The organism is Bacteroides sp. BFG-606, from assembly GCF_024788145.1.
GTDB lineage: Bacteria > Bacteroidota > Bacteroidia > Bacteroidales > Bacteroidaceae > Bacteroides > Bacteroides vicugnae.
The window spans coordinates 303,120-323,328 of record NZ_JANUIL010000001.1; the positions used below are offsets into that span (position 1 = coordinate 303,120).

General features: G+C 43.4%; 10 protein-coding genes, 2 tRNA genes and 3 rRNA genes. 2 read left to right on the plus strand and 13 right to left on the minus strand.

Features of this window, described 5'->3' with window-relative positions:
• Positions 1 to 407: 407 nt before the first annotated feature.
• The 8 genes from guaA to kdpF all read right to left on the minus strand — a co-directional run bounded on the left by guaA (position 408) and on the right by kdpF (position 9,944).
• A complete protein-coding gene (guaA, locus tag NXV01_RS01200) occupies positions 408 to 1,715 on the minus strand; it encodes a glutamine-hydrolyzing GMP synthase (RefSeq protein WP_148365798.1) in 1,308 nt (435 codons plus the stop codon).
• Between the two features lie 212 nt (positions 1,716 to 1,927).
• The gene (locus NXV01_RS01205; RefSeq protein ID WP_259023417.1) at positions 1,928 to 3,367 is read right to left on the minus strand and encodes a cell wall metabolism sensor histidine kinase WalK; all 1,440 of its coding nucleotides are present in this window, start codon (positions 3,365 to 3,367) and stop codon (positions 1,928 to 1,930) included.
• 19 nt (positions 3,368 to 3,386) lie between these two features.
• The gene (locus tag NXV01_RS01210) at positions 3,387 to 4,517 is read right to left on the minus strand and encodes a sensor protein KdpD (RefSeq protein ID WP_004309023.1); all 1,131 of its coding nucleotides are present in this window, start codon (positions 4,515 to 4,517) and stop codon (positions 3,387 to 3,389) included.
• Between the two features lie 84 nt (positions 4,518 to 4,601).
• Positions 4,602 to 5,366 (minus strand): hypothetical protein, encoded by a 765-nt coding sequence (locus NXV01_RS01215; RefSeq protein ID WP_007767477.1) that lies wholly within the window; start codon positions 5,364 to 5,366, stop codon positions 4,602 to 4,604.
• Positions 5,367 to 5,484: 118 nt separating this feature from the next.
• Entirely contained in the window at positions 5,485 to 6,057 is a 573-nt protein-coding gene (locus NXV01_RS01220) for a K(+)-transporting ATPase subunit C (protein WP_148365815.1), read from the minus strand.
• Positions 6,058 to 6,073: 16 nt separating this feature from the next.
• On the minus strand, positions 6,074 to 8,107 hold the full coding sequence (gene kdpB / locus NXV01_RS01225) for a potassium-transporting ATPase subunit KdpB (RefSeq protein ID WP_074638340.1): 2,034 nt from the start codon (positions 8,105 to 8,107) through the stop codon (positions 6,074 to 6,076).
• Between the two features lie 18 nt (positions 8,108 to 8,125).
• Entirely contained in the window at positions 8,126 to 9,832 is a 1,707-nt protein-coding gene (gene kdpA, locus NXV01_RS01230) for a potassium-transporting ATPase subunit KdpA (RefSeq protein WP_259021579.1), read from the minus strand.
• Between the two features lie 31 nt (positions 9,833 to 9,863).
• Positions 9,864 to 9,944: a K(+)-transporting ATPase subunit F gene (kdpF, locus tag NXV01_RS01235; protein ID WP_032849815.1), complete on the minus strand. Its 81-nt coding sequence runs from the start codon at positions 9,942 to 9,944 to the stop codon at positions 9,864 to 9,866.
• 369 nt (positions 9,945 to 10,313) lie between these two features.
• On the opposite strand from kdpF, the gene NXV01_RS01240 reads away from it, so the two are divergent.
• Both NXV01_RS01240 and NXV01_RS01245 read left to right on the plus strand, forming a co-directional pair.
• Positions 10,314 to 12,587 (plus strand): bifunctional alpha,alpha-trehalose-phosphate synthase (UDP-forming)/trehalose-phosphatase, encoded by a 2,274-nt coding sequence (locus NXV01_RS01240; RefSeq protein ID WP_259021580.1) that lies wholly within the window; start codon positions 10,314 to 10,316, stop codon positions 12,585 to 12,587.
• Positions 12,588 to 12,599: 12 nt separating this feature from the next.
• On the plus strand, positions 12,600 to 14,390 hold the full coding sequence (locus NXV01_RS01245) for a glycoside hydrolase family 15 protein (RefSeq protein WP_259021582.1): 1,791 nt from the start codon (positions 12,600 to 12,602) through the stop codon (positions 14,388 to 14,390).
• 73 nt (positions 14,391 to 14,463) lie between these two features.
• On the opposite strand, the gene rrf is transcribed toward NXV01_RS01245, so the two are convergent.
• The 5 genes from rrf to NXV01_RS01270 all read right to left on the minus strand — a co-directional run bounded on the left by rrf (position 14,464) and on the right by NXV01_RS01270 (position 19,611).
• A 5S ribosomal RNA gene (gene rrf / locus NXV01_RS01250) occupies positions 14,464 to 14,574 on the minus strand.
• Between the two features lie 77 nt (positions 14,575 to 14,651).
• Positions 14,652 to 17,531 (minus strand): 23S ribosomal RNA (locus tag NXV01_RS01255).
• Positions 17,532 to 17,687: 156 nt separating this feature from the next.
• Positions 17,688 to 17,761 (minus strand) — tRNA-Ala (locus NXV01_RS01260).
• Positions 17,762 to 17,819: 58 nt separating this feature from the next.
• A tRNA-Ile gene (locus tag NXV01_RS01265) sits at positions 17,820 to 17,896 on the minus strand.
• Positions 17,897 to 18,082: 186 nt separating this feature from the next.
• Positions 18,083 to 19,611 (minus strand): 16S ribosomal RNA (locus NXV01_RS01270).
• The 16S, 23S and 5S rRNA genes sit together here with 2 tRNA genes alongside, the layout of an rRNA operon.
• Between the last annotated feature and the right edge of the window lie 598 nt (positions 19,612 to 20,209).

Consider the following 20,209-nt stretch of genomic DNA (forward strand, 5'->3'; position numbering starts at 1 on the left):
TCCAGTACTTTACTATCATCGCACACAATTTAGGGTAAGATAAACTAATGAATAAACGTAAGAATTCTGACTAGCATAGAAAAAAAATAGTGACGTGATATACTCAGAATTATACGGCATACCAACTATCACCATCCTATAGAATAGAAAGAATTAATTCACCAACAAAGATTCCTACTTATCCTATAAACCATAGCAACCATATGAAGAGATAATGTAAAGACAATGTTTATAATCAAAATAAGTAACAATACGAGAAAAGGTTATCCAATATCTTAACAATATCAAAATGAAATAAAGGAAAGGAGAAAAACATATATTTATTGGTGACTTCTATCCTTCTGGGCAAAATATAACAAATACTCCGAAAGTTATCCATCCAACTTTCGGAGCTATTCAATTTTATTTTATTCCCACTCTATAGTCGCATTAGGTTTCGGCGACATATCATAACAAACGCGATTTACATTCTTCACTTCTTTCAGAATGCGGTCTGTTATCTTCATCAGGATAGGCCAATCAATCGGCTCAATAGTAGCCGTCATAGCATCTACCGTATTGACAGCACGAATAATAACCGGCCAATCAAAAGAACGAGCATTGTCACGTACCCCCACGGATTTAAAATCAGGCACTACGGTAAAGTATTGCCATACTTTTTTATCCAGTCCGGCAAGTTGGAACTCTTCACGCAGAATGGCATCGGATTCACGTACTGCCTCCAAACGTTCACGTGTAATAGCACCCAAACAACGTACGCCCAAACCAGGTCCAGGGAACGGTTGACGGTAAACCATTTCATAAGGTAAACCTAGCTCCAAACCACAAGCACGAACTTCATCTTTAAATAATTGGCGCAATGGTTCTACAAGTTGGAATTTTAAATCTTCGGGCAAACCACCTACATTATGGTGAGATTTCACCATTTTAGCAGTTTTCGTTCCACTTTCCACAATATCCGGATAAATAGTACCTTGACCTAAGAAATCAATACCATTCAGCTTACGCGCTTCTTCTTCGAACACACGAATAAACTCGCCACCAATAATCTTACGTTTCTGCTCCGGATCTTCTACACCAGCCAGCTTATTCAGGAAACGATCGGTTACATCTACATAAATAAGATTTGCCTTCAACTGGTTACTGAATACCTCAACCACATCTTCAGACTCTCCCTTACGCATCAAACCATGATTAACATGTACGCATACTAGATTGTTACCAATAGCTTTCAGAAGTAAAGCAGCTACCACAGAACTATCAACTCCACCCGACAAAGCCAACAATACCTTCTTATCACCCACCTGACGCTTAATCAATTCTATCTGGTCATTGACAAAGTTCTTCATGTTCCAGTTAGCTTCGGCTTTACAAGTATCGAAAACAAAAGACTTTACTGCAGCCTTTATAGCCTCGATATCATCTGTAAACTCTGCTAACTTCACTTCACAAGTCGCTTTATCATGTCCTGCAGCCATGACAGGAATTCCCAAAGTATAGATAGCCGGATTTATATCAATAGCAACGCCATCGATTACATTATTCGGGCCACCATTGATAATAATACCCTTTACATTGGGCAATGCTTTCAGTTCTTCTACTGTGATATCGTGAGGATAAATCTCACTATAAACTCCTAATGCACGGATGGCGCGAGCCAATACCGTATTCTCATGACTACCCAAGTCAAGGATAACAATCATATCCTGCTTCATCTGATTTTGGTTGTTTTTAAGTTATTGTATTGTTATTATTCACTATCATTTTCAAACGGTCTGCAAATATAAAGATTTTTAGAGAGACTATAATGCATTGATTCTCTAAAGTTTCAGAACAGAGTAACGTTTTTCTTGCAACTAAAGAACTGGAACAACATAGTATGCAGATGGATAGCAATAACCTGATTCTTCCATACAACCCTTCAAATCTACGCTTTCAACCGCATCACAAACCGGCTGCCCTTACCCAATTCACTCTCTACCGTCAACGTACCGCCATGAGCTTCCACAAAATCCTTGGAAATAGATAATCCCAATCCACTGCCTTGCACTTTCGTTCCGGGCACACGGAAATAACGGTCGAAGATACTTTTGTGATAACGCGGGTCGATACCCTTTCCAAAATCCTGAACGTACAGTTCGATCCTATTTTCATCCTGTTTGGCACCGATAATCACACGTCCGTTTTCTTTAGAATAACGGATAGCATTACTTAGCAGATTCGTCAATACCCAAGCAATCTTTTCACTGTCGACAAAGAGCTTGCCTATTTTCTCTTCCGGATATTCCACTTCTATCTGGATATTAAACTTATCCGCTTGCACCTGATTAGCCTTGATCGCATATTCGATCAACTCAATCGGTTTGGTAATCTTCGGCATCAGTTGTAGCTTCCCAGCTTCCACCTGCGTCATGTTAAGCAACTCTCCGGTGATACTCAACAAACGCTCACTGTTCTCCTTGATACTCTTAGACAACTGCTCCTGTTCATCATTCAATGCACCGACACGCTTATCTTCCAACAGTTGGAGACTCATCATAATAGCGGCAATCGGAGTCTTCAGTTCATGAGATATCGTCGAAATAAATGTAGTCTTGGCAGAATCCAGTTCCTTAAATTCCGTGATATTCTTCAATAAAATAACATCACCCAGTTTGCGGGGTTCCCCTTTTTCAGCCTCCGTATTAATGATAGGGACATAAGAGGCCTTAAAGTAACTCTCTTTATCGTCAGCATATATTTTCAACGGTTCCTTCTGCTCACTTGGCGTCACCAATTCACGGATCAACCGCCGCAACAGGTCATTCTTCAAAGCCAGTTCCTCCGCCGATTGACGAATCACCTTCTCCCGTTTCAGATTCAAGATATTGAGTGCTTCCTCATTGATAAACAAAATCTCACGCTCCATATTCAGTCCGATCACCGGATCATCGATACTGTTTACAATTGCTTCAATAAATTTCTTTGCAGAAAGAATATCCGACAAAGTACTGGCACGATATTCGGTCAAACACTCCGCCATCCGGTTAAAACTATCCGCCACATCCCGGAATTCTTCATTATTATTCATCTGCAGACGCTTCTCATAATTATGATTGGCTATTTCAAGAATTCCCTCTTTCAGCTCTTTAATAGGCTTGCTGATAGTACGGGGCAACCAATAAAGCAATATCAGTCCGGTCAAGATACAGATTCCTCCCGTTACGGAAATCCATAACAAAGCACGTTCCAATCCGGGCATAGCAGCAGGACTATCAGGTTCTGTCGCTGTCAGGATTTGAAGATTCACTACTGAAAGTGTAACCAACAAAATAATCATTCCGGCCAGCATTCCGATACCAAGAATCAGTTTCGTTTTAATATTCATAACGTTCATACGATTAATATTATGCAAGTATAATCAAATCTACATTAGCTTGTGACAAATTATTCAAAAACTTTCTATATCCCAGTATAGAACAAATAGCGTATGGCAACCTTAAATTAGGAGTTCCCATGCAAACTGTCGATATCTGTTTCTCTTTACAAACCTTGACGATACTCCCCAAAATATCCTTCGACTGCACCTGTACCACCTCTCCCCCAAGTTCCGCCACGAGCTTAAAATGGTTCAACAGATACCGTTGACTGGCTAAATCGATTCTATCCATACTCTCTTTCGGAGTCTGAACATACAGGGCTATAAAAGTGGTGTTATACCGGGTTGCCAACTTTGCCGCCTTTCTGATAATCCGCCGGGGTGTTTTCTCGTGACTACTGATACAAGCCATAAACTTCTCATGCCGGAGTCCGACGGCTACTCCCATCACCACCTCATTCTCCACCTTTTTTTCTACCCGCAACGCTACCTCCTTCAAAGCCAACTCACGTAACTGAAGAATATTCTCTGTCCGAAAGAAATTATCCAATGCCGTCTGAATCTTTTCCGGACGATATATCTTACCCGCTTTCAAACGTGCAATCAGCTCCTCTGCCGTCAAGTCAATATTCACCACCTCATCCGCTTCCTGAAGAACACTGTCGGGCACCCGTTCTTTCACTTCAATACCCGTAATCTCCTGCACTTCTTCATTCACGCTTTCAATGTGCTGAATATTGATTGCCGAAATCACATTGATTCCCTCATCCAGCAAAGTTATCACATCCTGCCAACGTTTCTCGTTCAAACTACCTTCTACATTGGTATGAGCCAGTTCATCCACAATTACAATTTCCGGATGGACACGGATAATCGTATCCAGATCCATTTCTTCCAATTCTTTCCCCTTATAGAAGATTTTACGACGCGGAATGACAGGGAGCCCTTGCAACAATGCTTCCGTTCCGGCGCGTCCATGAGTTTCGATATAGCCGATTTGCACGTTCACACCGTTCTCCAGCAGTTCATGTGCCTCCTGAAGCATACGATATGACTTTCCCACACCGGCTATCATACCGATATAGACCTTGAATTTGCCCCGGTGGGACTTCTTTATCAGATCCAAAAAATACTGTACACTATGTTCTCTATCATCCATTACGTCAATCTGTTATTTTAAACATCCTAACCCGTAGTAATCATCACGATCACCACGGGTTTCACAAAAATTCATGAGTTTATTTTATGGCCTTAAAGTTACGCCAAATACTAAATGGGCGTCCTCCAAACGTGGATTCCATATAGCCTGTACAAATATAGGCAATGAAAACTTATCATTAAAATTTATTGCTTTCGTTGCTTTCAAAGCTAGGTTCGTCACTGCAAACCCATTCACATTATACTGCGGAGTCTTATAAGGAACCACTCCACAAGTAGCATTCAGATCAACTCCTTTCACACTGAACGGATAATTCAGTTCTACGTAAGAAGAGTATGCCTGCTTTTCTTCCCCCTCATCAGTCGTTTTTCTGTCAGCACCGGCAAACATGGTATACCATGCGATAGATAACGGGAACTTTTCAATAGGAAGCGTATAAGCTAACCCTGCTTCAAAATGATGTCCGGTGTCTCCACTTTTAAAATGAAAATAATTATTGGTAAGTTCTCCATTGGCCACATCAGCTTGTCCGTCCCACCAAAGAGTGGCTACAGAAAGCGTCGGTCCTGCTTCACCGAACTTATAAGCTGCGGTCAGGTCAATTTCTTTATTACTCTCACTCAAACTGGTTGAGCCCCATGCAGTAAGCGAGAAATTACCTACGCTAAATCCCAAAGTCGGCTGAAAGGAAGCAGCTCCCCCCTGATAAATACCACGCCATACATACGAACTTACCAAATCACCTTGTATAGTAAACTCTTGTGCTTGTGCATTAACTGTTCCCAACATACAAACGGCTGCTACAGCCATTGTTCCTAAAAAACTCTTTTTACTAAAAAAACTTTTCATACTTCTTATCTTATTCTATTTTATGTTTCCGTAAAAAAGCAGCGCCCTATCCAACCCTGTTAATTTGAACCGCGGCATAACCCAAACGGTCCGGACAGGAACGCTGCTCAATCTTCATCTACTTATTGCTTTCCTCTAAAGCGATATTCAATTTCAATACATTCACCTTTTCTGTTCCCAACAACCCCAAAAACGGTTTTTCTATGCTTTTATCAACAATTGCTCTCACCTGTTCCTCTCTCAATCCACGTGCTTGTGCTACTCTTTTCACTTGCACATACGCACATTGAGGAGTAATATTAGGATCCAGTCCCGAACCACTGGCCGTAACCATTTCGGCTGGCACATCCGCACGATTCAAATAAGGATGATGTACAAGGAAAGTATCAATACGCGCTTTCACTTCATCCAGATATTCTTGATTCGTAGGCCCTTTATTACTACCTGCGGAACTCGTAGCATCATATCCGTCTCCGGCAGAAGATGGACGTCCCCAGAAATAAATATCTTTTGTAAACATCTGACCTACATTAGCCGCTCCCACTACTTTCCCATCCAGCGTAGCTACTTCGGCATTTCCTTTATTAGGACCCGCTACCTGTGCGAACACCCACAGGATAAGGATATAGAACACGGAAAAAAAGACACAAAAAGCAAGTGTTATTTTTAATGACTTCAATAAAGTTTTCATTGCTATTGTTTTTTAATTAAAAGAATAAACCTACTACTAAATCTATCAATTTGATTCCCACGAAAGGAGCAATCACACCACCCACACCATAGATCAGCAGATTACGGCGAAGCAAAGCACTCGCACCTATCGGCTTGTATTGCACACCACGCAAAGCTAACGGAATCAGAATCGGAATAATAATCGCATTAAAAATGACTGCCGAAAGAATAGCACTTTCAGGACTATGCAGATGCATGATATTCAGAGCAGCCAGTTCGGGAATGGCGATCATAAACAAGGCCGGAACGATAGCAAAATACTTCGCTACGTCATTGGCGATAGAGAAAGTAGTCAGCGTACCACGTGTCATCAGCAATTGTTTACCGATTTCCACAATCTCGATCAACTTCGTCGGGTCGTTATCCAAGTCGACCATATTACCAGCTTCCTTCGCTGCCTGTGTACCGCTATTCATGGCTACGCCCACATTGGCCTGTGCCAAAGCAGGAGCATCGTTCGTTCCGTCTCCCATCATTGCAACCAATTTACCAGCCTGCTGTTCCTTCTTGATATATTCCATCTTATCTTCCGGTTTCGCTTCGGCGATAAAATCATCCACACCAGCTTTTTCAGCAATATATTTTGCAGTTAACGGGTTGTCACCTGTCACCATTACCGTCTTCACTCCCATCTTACGCAGACGTTCGAAACGTTCCTGAATACCCGGTTTGATAATATCCTGCAGTTCAATAACACCAGTCACCTTTCTGTTTACACATACTACCAGCGGTGTACCACCATTGCTTGAGATAGAAGAAATAATCTCTTCCACTTCTTTCGGAAATTCATTCCCGTCACCTTCCACCATCTTACGGATGGCATCAAAAGCACCTTTACGAATCTGCGTTCCATCTGCCAGGTCTACTCCCGAACATTTGGTTTCAGCCGTAAACTTAATCATACGTGCTCCAGTTGTATTCAGATTACGCATACGAATGCCCGACTCACGTCCCAATTCTACGATAGACTTACCTTCCGGCGTTTCATCGGATAAGGAAGACAACAGACAAGTTTCCACAAAATCGTGCAGATCGACACCCGGAGCTGTATGGAAATGAGTTGCTTTACGATTACCAATGGTGATAGTACCCGTTTTATCCAGCAGTAATGTATCAATATCGCCCGCAGTTTCAACCGCTTTACCGGATTTAGTAATCACGTTGGCGCGAAGTGCACGGTCCATACCGGCAATACCGATGGCAGAGAGAAGTCCACCGATAGTTGTCGGGATCAGACACACAAACAAAGAAATAAGCGAAGCAATAGTGATGACCGTATTACTATAATCGGCAAACGGTTTCAAAGTCACACACACAATGACGAAAACAAGCGTAAAACCTGCCAGCAAAATAGTCAATGCAATCTCATTCGGGGTTTTCTGGCGGGAAGCACCTTCCACCAATGCGATCATCTTATCAAGAAAACTTTCTCCCGGTTGGGTAGTCACCATTACCTTTATATGATCGGACAGTACTTTCGTGCCTCCTGTTACCGAACTCTTGTCGCCACCTGCCTCACGAATGACCGGAGCAGACTCACCGGTAATGGCACTTTCATCAATAGAAGCCAACCCTTCAATAATCTCACCGTCGGAAGGAATCACGTCTCCTGCCTCGCAGACAAACACATCCCCTTTCTTCAACTGTGAAGAACTGACAGTAACGATTTTATTGCCTTCCACTTTCTTTGCCGGTGTCTCTTCACGAGTCTTACGCAAACTGTCGGCCTGTGCTTTACCACGTGCCTCTGCAATAGCTTCGGCAAAATTGGCAAACAGCAAAGTGATAAACAGAATGATAAACACGGCAATGTTGTAAGCAAACGAACCCTGTGAAGAATTAACAATGGAGTAGAGCGTCACAAGCAGCATGACTACCGTAGCCACCTCTACCGTAAACATAATCGGATTCTTTATCATCATTCGTGGGTTCAGTTTCACGAATGATTGTTTCAAACTTTCTATAACTTGCTCCTTTGGAAACAAAGAAGCTGATTTATTATCTTTCATATCTTCTCTAATTCAGTATTACAAACTTAAATGTTCAGCAATCGTGCTCAATGCATGTACCGGGAAGAATGACAGAGCGGCAATAATGAAGATAACTACAAATGTCATTACTCCGAAAGTCAATGTATCCGTCTTCAACGTACCGGCACTTTCCGGTATGAATTTCTTCTGCGCCAGCAGCCCGGCAATGGCAACCTGTCCGATAATAGGAAGGAAGCGACTCAGAATCAAAACGATACCACATGTCCAGTTCCAGAAATAAGTATTATCACCCAAGCCTTCGAAACCGGAACCGTTATTGGCGGCACAGGAAGTGTACTCGTAAAGCTGTTCACTCAAACCGTGGAATCCTAAGTTGTTCAACCACCCACCTTCACTTTCCACAAAATCTGGATGGTGTACATAAATATAACTTGAGATTGCCGTAAACACCAAGATTACAAACGGATGAAGCAGAGCTACAATCGTAGCGATTTTCATTTCGCGGGCTTCCACTTTCTTACCGAGGAATTCCGGAGTACGTCCCACCATCAAACCGCTGATAAACACTGCAATGATAATGAATGTATAGTAGTTCATCCACCCTACACCTACACCGCCAAACCAGGTATTAATCTGCATATTCAGCATTTCCATCATACCGGACAGAGGCATGGTAGAATCATGCATACCATTCACAGAACCATTGGAAGTTACGGTCGTTACAATACTCCACAACGCGGTTGCTCCGGCTCCCAAACGCACTTCCTTACCTTCCATCGCACCATTGTCCTGTGCAATTCCCAGCTCATCGATGCGCGGATTACCCCCCATTTCCTGACTGACATTAATGCACACACCGACCAGAAAAGCGAAAAGCATTACTCCGAATATACTGTAAGCCAACTTCTTTCTGCGGGTATAGAAACCCAGTGCAAATACCATCGCCATCGGGATAATCAAGATAGACCAACATTCTACCATGTTAGAAAGATAAGTCGGATTTTCCAATGGATGAGAGGAGTTCACGCCAAAATATCCACCGCCATTCGTACCCAACTGTTTAATAGGAACAATTGCGGCCGTAGGACCTTGAGAAACCATCTGTTCCTGACCTTCAAGAGTAGTGACTTTCATCTTACCGTCAAATCCCATCGGAGTTCCCTGCAGAATCAGGATAAAACCTACAATCAGAGAAAGAGGTAATAAGATACGCGTACAACTTATTACCAAAAATTGCCAGAAGTTACCAATCGTTTGGGTTGTTTTTGCAGCAATACTCTTCATAATACCTGCCATAGCAGCCATACCTGTTGCTGCGGTAATAAACTGGAAAAGCATGATGACGAACAATTGAGTAAAATAAGTCAGTCCGCTTTCACCGCTATAGTGCTGCAAGTTACAGTTCACCATAAAACTAATACAGGTATTGAATGCCTGATCCGGAGTCTGCGGTCCGTTGCCGTCCGGGTTTAAAGGCAACCATCCTTGTGAAACCAAGAGTACCATTCCCCAGAAAAACCAGAAAGCATTCAAAATCAACAATGCTTTCAGGAATTGTTTCCAGTTCATTTCTTCATTGGGGTCGATTCCACAAACTTTATAAATGACTCTTTCGATAGGAGCCATAAAATCAGACCAAGTCTTTTCTCCTCTGTAGACCTTGGCAATGTATTTTCCCAGTGGATAAGCCAGAATCACCATCAAGGCTATCTGAACAACCACGCCTAAAATTTCTGTATTCATATACTTTTTACCTTAAACTGTGTGTGTTACTTTAAAACTTCTCGGGTTTGATGAGCACATACATCAAATAACCGAAGATTGCAATACCTAATACGAATAATGCTGTGTACATAATCAATTCTCCTTTTTTCTTTAAATATTCTCAAACCAGTCTACACATTTCCAGAACAGCCAGAAACAAGCGAAACCGCTCAACAGGCAGAAAATAAATGATAGTGTTATTCCCATGTTTTTACCTTTTAAATGATTACTATAAATTTTTACTTGCCATTCTTCATGCCAAATGCGTGCCACAAAAAACAAAGAATACATAATGAGCTAACATTCAAATAGATACAAACAAGCTGTTACTTTCTTTCCATCCGACATACCCTTCCATTTTGAAAAAAGGATTCCATTTTGAAAAGACAAAAGGAGGATACTACATTTTCATAATCAGTTGATAATAAACGGCTAAGCATCAACATAAGTCAATTGGTACATGCTTTGCGAAGAAATAGATATGAAACTTTATATTATTGCAAACAGATTACCTGTCAAAGTAGCCGGCACAAACGGCAAATTCGTATTTTCGCGTAGCGAAGGCGGACTGGCAACAGGTTTAGATTCTCTCCAGACTTCTTATGAGAAGCACTGGATAGGTTGGCCCGGAATATGTACAAATGAAGAGAAGGACCAGCAGGAGATTAACGAGAAACTACAGGAAATGAATTTTCATCCGGTTTTCTTGTCGGAAAAGCAAATTGAAAACTACTACGAAGGATACAGTAACAGTACTATCTGGCCTTTGTGCCATTACTTTTATGCTTATACCTTATATAAGAACTGTTTCTGGCAATCCTATCAACAAGTCAACCGACTCTTCTGTGAGGAGATTTTCCGGCTGATACGTCCCGGCGATAAGGTATGGATACAGGATTATCAACTGATGCTACTTCCCGGAATGTTGAGGAAAATATATCCGGAACTAAGTATCGGTTATTTCCATCATATCCCGTTCCCTTCTTACGAACTCTTCCGTATTCTTCCGGAGCGTGCCGAGATTCTGAAGGGTCTGCTGGGAGCAGACTTCATAGCTTTCCATACTCATGACTATATGCGTCACTTCATCAGTGCCGTAGAACGTGTGCTGCATCTCGACTTCAAACTGGATGAAGTACAGATCAACAACCGGATGGTCAGAGTAGAAGCATTGCCGATGGGAATCAACTATGAATCCTATCATCAGGCTTCAGAAAATAAAGAAGTACACCAGGCCATTGAACGAACCCGGAAACTTTTCGGCGAGCATAAACTGATCCTGTCAGTAGACAGGCTGGATTACAGCAAAGGCATATTGCACCGTCTTCGTGGCTTTGCCACCTTCCTCGAACATCATGCCGAATATCACGGTAAAGTTACATTGGCAATGGTCATTGTCCCTTCACGCGATCATGTAGGCAGCTATGCGGAACTAAAAACAAAAATTGACGAAGAAATCGGCTCTATCAACGGACGTTACTCCACAATGAACTGGACTCCCGTATGTTATTTCTATCATGGCTTTTCACTGGAAGAACTGACTGCCATGTACTATGTGGCCGACATAGCCCTCGTCACTCCACTTCGGGACGGAATGAATCTGGTAGCCAAAGAATACGTAGCTACCAAATGTGACAATCCCGGTGTACTTATCCTTAGCGAAATGGCAGGTGCCGCCGTAGAATTGACGGACGCTATCCAAATCAACCCGAACGATACGGAACAAATAGAAAATGCTATTTGCCAGGCACTTGAAATGCCCGAAGAGGAACAAAAACAACGCCTGCAACGTATGCAAAGCATTCTGTCCGTACAGACAGTCAACAAATGGGCAGCCGACTTTGTCAATGAACTGAACGCGACATGTATGAAAAACGATATGTTACGAAAAAAACGTATCGTAGCCGCTAGCATTGCACAAATCAAACTCAAGTATAACCATGCCAAACAACGCCTGATTCTGCTGGACTATGATGGTACACTGACGGCTCTCAAACCACGTCCTGAGGATGCACAACCTACACCGGAACTCATTTCTATTCTACAACAACTGGCTAGCGATCCCGCCAATCATATTGTTATCAATAGCGGGCGGGATCACTTTACATTAGAAAAATGGCTTGGCACCCTTCCTATTTCTATGGCTGCCGAACATGGGGCTTTCTATAAAGAAAACGGAGTCTGGCATAAAAACATAAAGAAGATAGAATGGGGAGCAGGTATTCTCTCTATCCTTCAAATGTTTGTAGACCGTACTCCCCGTTCCCATCTGGAAGTGAAGGAAACTGCCCTGGCCTGGCATTATCGTGAAAGTGACGCATGGCTCGGCACATTAAGAGCCCAGCAACTCGTCAACACGCTGATTTCGCTCTGTACCCGGCAGAAACTACAAATTCTGCAAGGAAATAAAGTGATCGAAATCAAATCACCGGATTGCAATAAAGGTTCGGAGGTGGGGCGTCTGCTAGCCAACAGACGTTATGATTTTGTTATAGCGATGGGAGACGACACTACAGATGAAGATATGTTTCAGGCATTGCCGATGAGCGCTATCACCATTAAAATAGGTAGCGTATCCGAAGCCGCCCACTATCACCTGTCTGCCCAATCTGACGTACTTCCTTTCTTACGGTCTTTACTAGGCAAACAAAAAACTGCCACAAAAGAAGGAAGTATTAAGAATCGCCTGACTTTCGCTTTCGACTTTCTCAAAGATCTATTAAAAACTCAATAAAAAGCAATCAATATGAATAATTTAAATTATGGAGTGATAGGTAACTGCCGAACCGCAGCTCTCATTTCGCAGAACGGAAATATCGAATGGCTCTGTTTTCCCGATTTCGATTCTCCTTCTATTTTTGCCAGTCTGCTCGACCGGGAGAAAGGAGGAGCTTTCGGATTCGAAGTTTCCGGAGACTATTGCATCACACAAAGTTATGTCCCCCACACCAATATTCTTTCTACTCAATTCTCCTCCGATGAAGGAGAATTCGTAGTGCTCGACTATATGCCCTGCTATCGTTCCCAAGACGAAACAGGGCATTATTTACCTGCCGAATTATACCGCTACATACATTGGATAAAAGGAAAACCGCGTTTCAAGATCAACTACCACCCGGCGCCAAACTATGCACAGGGACAAGTGATCCTTAATATCACTCCACAGTATATAGAATCCTACTGCTCCTTCGACAACAAGGACAGACAATATTTATATGCTTCCCTGTCTCTTCAGGACATCAAAGAGAAAAAAGAAATCATTCTTGAGAAAGACGAATTTCTCCTGCTCTCCTATAACGAGAAAGTGATCCCAATCGACATAGAAAGGGAGAAAATAGAATACTGTCGTACGCTGGTATATTGGCTGAACTGGACAGACAGAAGCAAGAAATACACTCTATATAATGACGTAATCGAACGGAGTTTATTGGTTCTGAAACTAATGTCCTACCACAACGGAGCTGTGCTGGCAGCACTAACTACAAGCCTTCCGGAAGCTGTGGGAGAAGTGCGCAACTGGGATTATCGCTTTTGCTGGCTTCGGGATGCTTCCATGTCCATCGAAACCATGTTTCAAATCGGACATACCGGTGCAGCCAAACGCTTTATGAAATTTATCCAATCCACATTCGTTTCCAAACATGACTATCAAATTATGTATGGCATCCGGGGTGAGCACCAACTAACCGAAGTGATACTCGACCATCTATCCGGTTATAAGAACTCCAAACCTGTACGAATAGGAAATGATGCATACCATCAGAAACAAAACGACTCTTTTGGTTACCTGATGGACCTGATTTACCAATATTATCGCCTCATGCCCGGCACACTGGATGAAATTGAAGACATGTGGGAAATGGTAAAGACCATTTTAGCAAAAGTAGTAGAAAACTGGAGAAAGCCCGATAAGGGAATCTGGGAGATCCGGGGAGAAGGACAACACTTTGTTTCTTCCAAAGTGATGTGTTGGGTAGCTTTAGATCGCGGAGCTAAAATCGCTCAAATGCTTAACAAATATAATTATAGCGAACGTTGGCAACTGGAAGCCGAAAAAATAAAGAAAGACGTGATGAAATATGGCTGGAATAAGGAACTTCAAAGCTTCACACAGACATATAATAATCAAGCAATGGATTCTTCATTACTATTGATGGAACCCTATGGATTTATAGAAGCAGATGATATACGCTATCATAAAACAGTGGAAGCTGTCAAGAAAGCCCTTTTCCATAAAGGACTTATGTATCGCTATAACAGCAAAGATGATTTCGGGTTGCCTACTTCTGCTTTTACGATTTGTACATTCTGGCTTATACGGGCATTGTTTGTAACTGGCCATAAAGAAGAAGCACGCTGCCTGTTTGACGAAGTTCTGAAATACTCCAATCATCTCGGATTGTTTAGTGAAGATATTGATTTCGAAACCAAAGAACAGTTGGGCAACTTCCCGCAGGCATATTCACATCTGGCATTAGTAAATACAGCTATCTTATTTGCAGAAGAAGAGAAGAGGTTATCTTTTATCCGGCCTTAGAGAACGCCCTGATTCAGAAGTGATAAAACACAGAAAGCCCCTTGATTCAAAATGAATCAAGGGGCTTCTATAAAAACGGCGGCTACCTACTCTCCCACTGTTACGCAGTACCATCGGCGTGACGAGGCTTAACTTCTCTGTTCGGAATGGGAAGAGGTGGAACCCTCGTGCTATAACCACCTGAATAAGGTTATGACATGATGAAAAGTAAAACTTCAGTGTATAGCAAGCTAAACGTATATACCCAACCGGTACATGTTCGAAAGAAAGTGAACGGGCAATTAGTAATGCTCGGCTTTGATGTTACCACCTTTACACCTGCATCCTATCAACGTCATCGTCTTTGACGACCCTAAGAAATCTAATCTTGTGGCTGGCTTCGTACTTAGATGCTTTCAGCACTTATCCAATCCCGACTTAGATACCCAGCAATGCACCTGGCGGCACAACTGGTAAACCAGCGGTCAGTCCAACACGGTCCTCTCGTACTAGTGTCAGAGCCACGCAAATTTCATACGCCCACGATAGATAGAGACCGAACTGTCTCACGACGTTCTGAACCCAGCTCGCGTGCCACTTTAATGGGCGAACAGCCCAACCCTTGGGACCTTCTCCAGCCCCAGGATGTGACGAGCCGACATCGAGGTGCCAAACCCCTCCGTCGATATGAGCTCTTGGGAGGGATCAGCCTGTTATCCCCGGAGTACCTTTTATCCTTTGAGCGATGTCCCTTCCATACGGAAACACCGGATCACTATGCTCTAGTTTCCTACCTGATCGACTTGTCTGTCTCCCAGTCAAGCGCCCTTATGCCATTACACTCTACGGACGGTTACCAATCGTCCTGAGGGCACCTTTAGAAGCCTCCGTTACACTTTTGGAGGCGACCACCCCAGTCAAACTACCCACCAAACAGTGTCCTCCATTTTTGGAGTTAGAACTCAAATAATCAAAGGGCCGTATTTCAACAGCGACTCCACAAATACTGGCGTACCTGCTTCAAAGTCTCCGGCCTATCCTACACATCAATTACCCAAATTCAATGTTAAGCTATAGTAAAGGTTCACGGGGTCTTTTCGTCCCATCGCGGGTAATCGGCATCTTCACCGATACTACAATTTCACTGAGCTCACGGTTGAGACAGTGTCCAGATCATTACACCATTCGTGCAGGTCGGAACTTACCCGACAAGGAATTTCGCTACCTTAGGACCGTTATAGTTACGGCCGCCGTTTACTGGGGCTTCAATTCAATGCTTCTCTTGCGATGACATCTCCTCTTAACCTTCCAGCACCGGGCAGGTGTCAGGCTGTATACGTTATCTTTCAATTTAGCACAGCCCTGTGTTTTTGTTAAACAGTTGCCTGGACCTATTCTCTGCGCCCAACTCTCGTTGGGACCCTTTATCCCGAAGTTACAGGGTCAATTTGCCTAGTTCCTTAACCGTGAATCACTCAAGCGCCTTAGTATATTCAACCCGACTACGTGTGTCCGTTTGCGGTACGGGTACCTTAAAGATTAAGTTTAGCGGATTTTCTTGGGAGTATGTTTACACGCACTATTACCTCATTCCGAAGAATTCGGTATACTATCAGGTTCGACTCTTGCGGTGGATTTGCCTGCCGCAATCAACATCTACACCCTTCAACGGACTATTCCGTCAGTCCGCGGCGCTGTCACTCCTCCGTCTCCACGTCACTCTTTAAGGTAGTACAGGAATATTAACCTGTTCTGCCATCGGCCTCACCGTTCGGCTGAGCCTTAGGACCCGACTAACCCTGATCCGATTAGCGTTGATCAGGAAACCTTAGTCTTTCGGCGAGGGGGTTTCTCACCCCCTTTATCGTTACTTATACCTACATTTGCTTTTCCACACGCTCCAGCAAAGCTCACGCTTCACCTTCGACGCGGAGTGGAATGCTCCCCTACCGATCATTACTGATCCCATAGCTTCGGTAAATTGCTTGATGCCCGATTATTATCCACGCCAAACTCCTCGACTAGTGAGCTGTTACGCACTCTTTAAATGAATGGCTGCTTCCAAGCCAACATCCTAGCTGTCTTAGCAATCTGACTTCGTTAGTTCAACTTAGCAATTATTTCGGGACCTTAGCTGATGGTCTGGATTCTTCTCCTTTAGGACATGGACCTTAGCACCCATGCCCTCACTCCTGGGATCGAACTACTGCGCATTCGGAGTTTATCAAGACTTGATAGGCGGTGAAGCCCTCGCATCTTATCAGTCGCTCTACCTCACAGTAGTAATTCCCAAGGCTGCACCTAAATGCATTTCGGGGAGTACGAGCTATCTCCAAGTTTGATTAGCCTTTCACCCCCACCCTCAGTTCATCCGGAAGCTTTTCAACGCTTATCGGTTCGGTCCTCCAGTTAGTGTTACCTAACCTTCAACCTGACCAAGGGTAGATCACTTGGTTTCGCGTCTACTCCTTCCGACTAATCGCCCTGTTCAGACTCGCTTTCGCTTCGGCTTCATGTCTTGAGACACTTAACCTTGCCGGAAAAAGTAACTCGTAGGTTCATTATGCAAAAGGCACGCCGTCACTGCTTACACAGCTCCGACCGCTTGTAGGCGCACGGTTTCAGGGACTATTTCACTCTTCTATTCGAAGTGCTTTTCACCTTTCCTTCACAGTACTGGTTCGCTATCGGTCTCTCGGGAGTATTTAGCCTTACCGGATGGTCCCGGCAGATTCACGCAAGATTTCTCGTGTCCCGCGCTACTCAGGATACCACTACGCTTCGTTTCACTTCGTATACCGGACTATCACCGTCTATGGTCCCATTTTCCAAAGGGTTCTACTCATGAAATGTCTTGCGATGTCGTGGTCCTACAACCCCAATATTGCCGTAACAACATTGGTTTGGGCTAATCCCCGTTCGCTCGCCACTACTAGGGGAATCATTATTATTTTCTTTTCCTACAGGTACTAAGATGTTTCAGTTCCCTGCGTTAGCTTCCATCTAGGATGGATGACATTCCTTCAGAATGCCGGGTTGTCCCATTCGGAAATCTTCGGATCAAAGGTTATTTGCACCTGCCCGAAGCTTATCGCAGCTTATCACGTCCTTCATCGCCTCCGAGAGCCAAGGCATCCGCCATGCGCCCTTGCTTACTTTCTTTCAAACTTCTTAAATTGAAAATTGAGAATTGAGAATTTAAAAATAATACTCAATGACAATATCAATCACGTACGGTTTGATATATACTTTTAGCTCTTACTAAAATTTTACTTTTTGTACATCATGTCAAAGATCGTTTCTCTTTTTCAGAGATCGTGGAGAATAACGGATTCGAACCGTTGACCCTCTGCGTGCAAGGCAGATGCTCTAGCCAGCTGAGCTAATCCCCCAAGAGGTTATCAAGAATTGCTGCATTCCGCTGACGCGTCATTCCTTCGTTCTTGAGCTTGGTAGTCCCAGGCAGAGTTGAACTGCCGACCTCTACATTATCAGTGTAGCGCTCTAACCAACTGAGCTATAGGACTAGTTCAACCTTGTCTACCTGTATGTTAGACTCGGCTTCTTTTTTCTCTTGTTTATCTCTATCTATACTTCTATAGATGGTTGATCTATATATTATAAATAAACAAGTACCAGTAGTACAAAAAACAGAACCTTTAAAGTCTTTAAGTGGCTGTCACGTTTAGGTGACAGTTACGACATCGCTCCAGAAAGGAGGTGTTCCAGCCGCACCTTCCGGTACGGCTACCTTGTTACGACTTAGCCCCAATTACCAGTTTTACCCTAGGACGCTCCTTGCGGTTACGTACTTCAGGTACCCCCGGCTTTCATGGCTTGACGGGCGGTGTGTACAAGGCCCGGGAACGTATTCACCGCGCCATGGCTGATGCGCGATTACTAGCGAATCCAGCTTCACGAAGTCGGGTTGCAGACTTCGATCCGAACTGAGAGAGGTTTTTGGGATTAGCATCCTGTCACCAGGTAGCTGCCTTCTGTACCCCCCATTGTAACACGTGTGTAGCCCCGGACGTAAGGGCCGTGCTGATTTGACGTCATCCCCACCTTCCTCACATCTTACGACGGCAGTCTCTCCAGAGTCCTCAGCATGACCTGTTAGTAACTGAAGATAAGGGTTGCGCTCGTTATGGCACTTAAGCCGACACCTCACGGCACGAGCTGACGACAACCATGCAGCACCTTCACATTTGCCTTGCGGCTATATAGTTTCCTACATATTCAAATGCAATTTAAGCCCGGGTAAGGTTCCTCGCGTATCATCGAATTAAACCACATGTTCCTCCGCTTGTGCGGGCCCCCGTCAATTCCTTTGAGTTTCACCGTTGCCGGCGTACTCCCCAGGTGGAATACTTAATGCTTTCGCTTGGCCGCTTACTGTATATCGCAAACAGCGAGTATTCATCGTTTACTGTGTGGACTACCAGGGTATCTAATCCTGTTTGATACCCACACTTTCGAGCATCAGTGTCAGTAACAGTCTAGTGAGCTGCCTTCGCAATCGGAGTTCTTCGTGATATCTAAGCATTTCACCGCTACACCACGAATTCCGCCCACCTCTACTGTACTCAAGACTACCAGTTTCAACTGCAATTTTACGGTTGAGCCGCAAACTTTCACAACTGACTTAACAATCCACCTACGCTCCCTTTAAACCCAATAAATCCGGATAACGCTCGGATCCTCCGTATTACCGCGGCTGCTGGCACGGAGTTAGCCGATCCTTATTCATATGGTACATACAAAATTCCACACGTGGAAAACTTTATTCCCATATAAAAGAAGTTTACAACCCATAGGGCAGTCATCCTTCACGCTACTTGGCTGGTTCAGACTTACGTCCATTGACCAATATTCCTCACTGCTGCCTCCCGTAGGAGTTTGGACCGTGTCTCAGTTCCAATGTGGGGGACCTTCCTCTCAGAACCCCTATCCATCGTAGTCTTGGTGGGCCGTTACCCCGCCAACAAACTAATGGAACGCATCCCCATCGATAACCGAAATTCTTTAATATCAATCTCATGCGGGATTGATATGCTATCGGATATTAATCTTTCTTTCGAAAGGCTATCCCCGAGTTATCGGCAGGTTGGATACGTGTTACTCACCCGTGCGCCGGTCGCCATCTTCACTTTGCAAGCAAAATGAAATGCTGCCCCTCGACTTGCATGTGTTAAGCCTGTAGCTAGCGTTCATCCTGAGCCAGGATCAAACTCTTCATTGTAAAAGTATTTTTATCATCGATTAAGATGATCTTTTTGCTCTGTTCAGGACGCCGTAATTTTATTGACCTTATTCAAATACCTGTTAGTCTTAATTGTATCGCTACTTCATAAGACAAGTATTGACGGTTCTATTTTTACTTGTACTACTTGTATTGTTTATCAATATTTCAAAGAACTTGTTGCTTTCGTTTTAAAAGCGGGTGCAAAGGTAAGGGCTTTATTTTTAACTACCAAACTTTTTCGGAAGTTTTTTTTCAGTTTTTCTTTTTACTCAATTTCTCTGGCTCTCTATGCGAAAGGGAAAGAATGTATGAAAGAAGAACTCGCCGGTTTTCTTTGCGAATCGGACTGCAAAGATAAGAACTTTATTTAGTACTATCCAAACTTTTTCGGAAGTTTTTTGTTCTTTTCTTTAAGTGGGATTCCGCTTTTTCACTAAGTCAATTTTTCAAGGCTTTCTTCTCTTGGAAAGCGGGTGCAAAAGTAGCCCCTTTTGGTATACAATCCAAATATATCAAACTATTTTTTCCAATTATTTTTGAATACATTTGCTAAAGTGCTGATGCATAACGATGTTGTAGAACATATTTTTAAGTT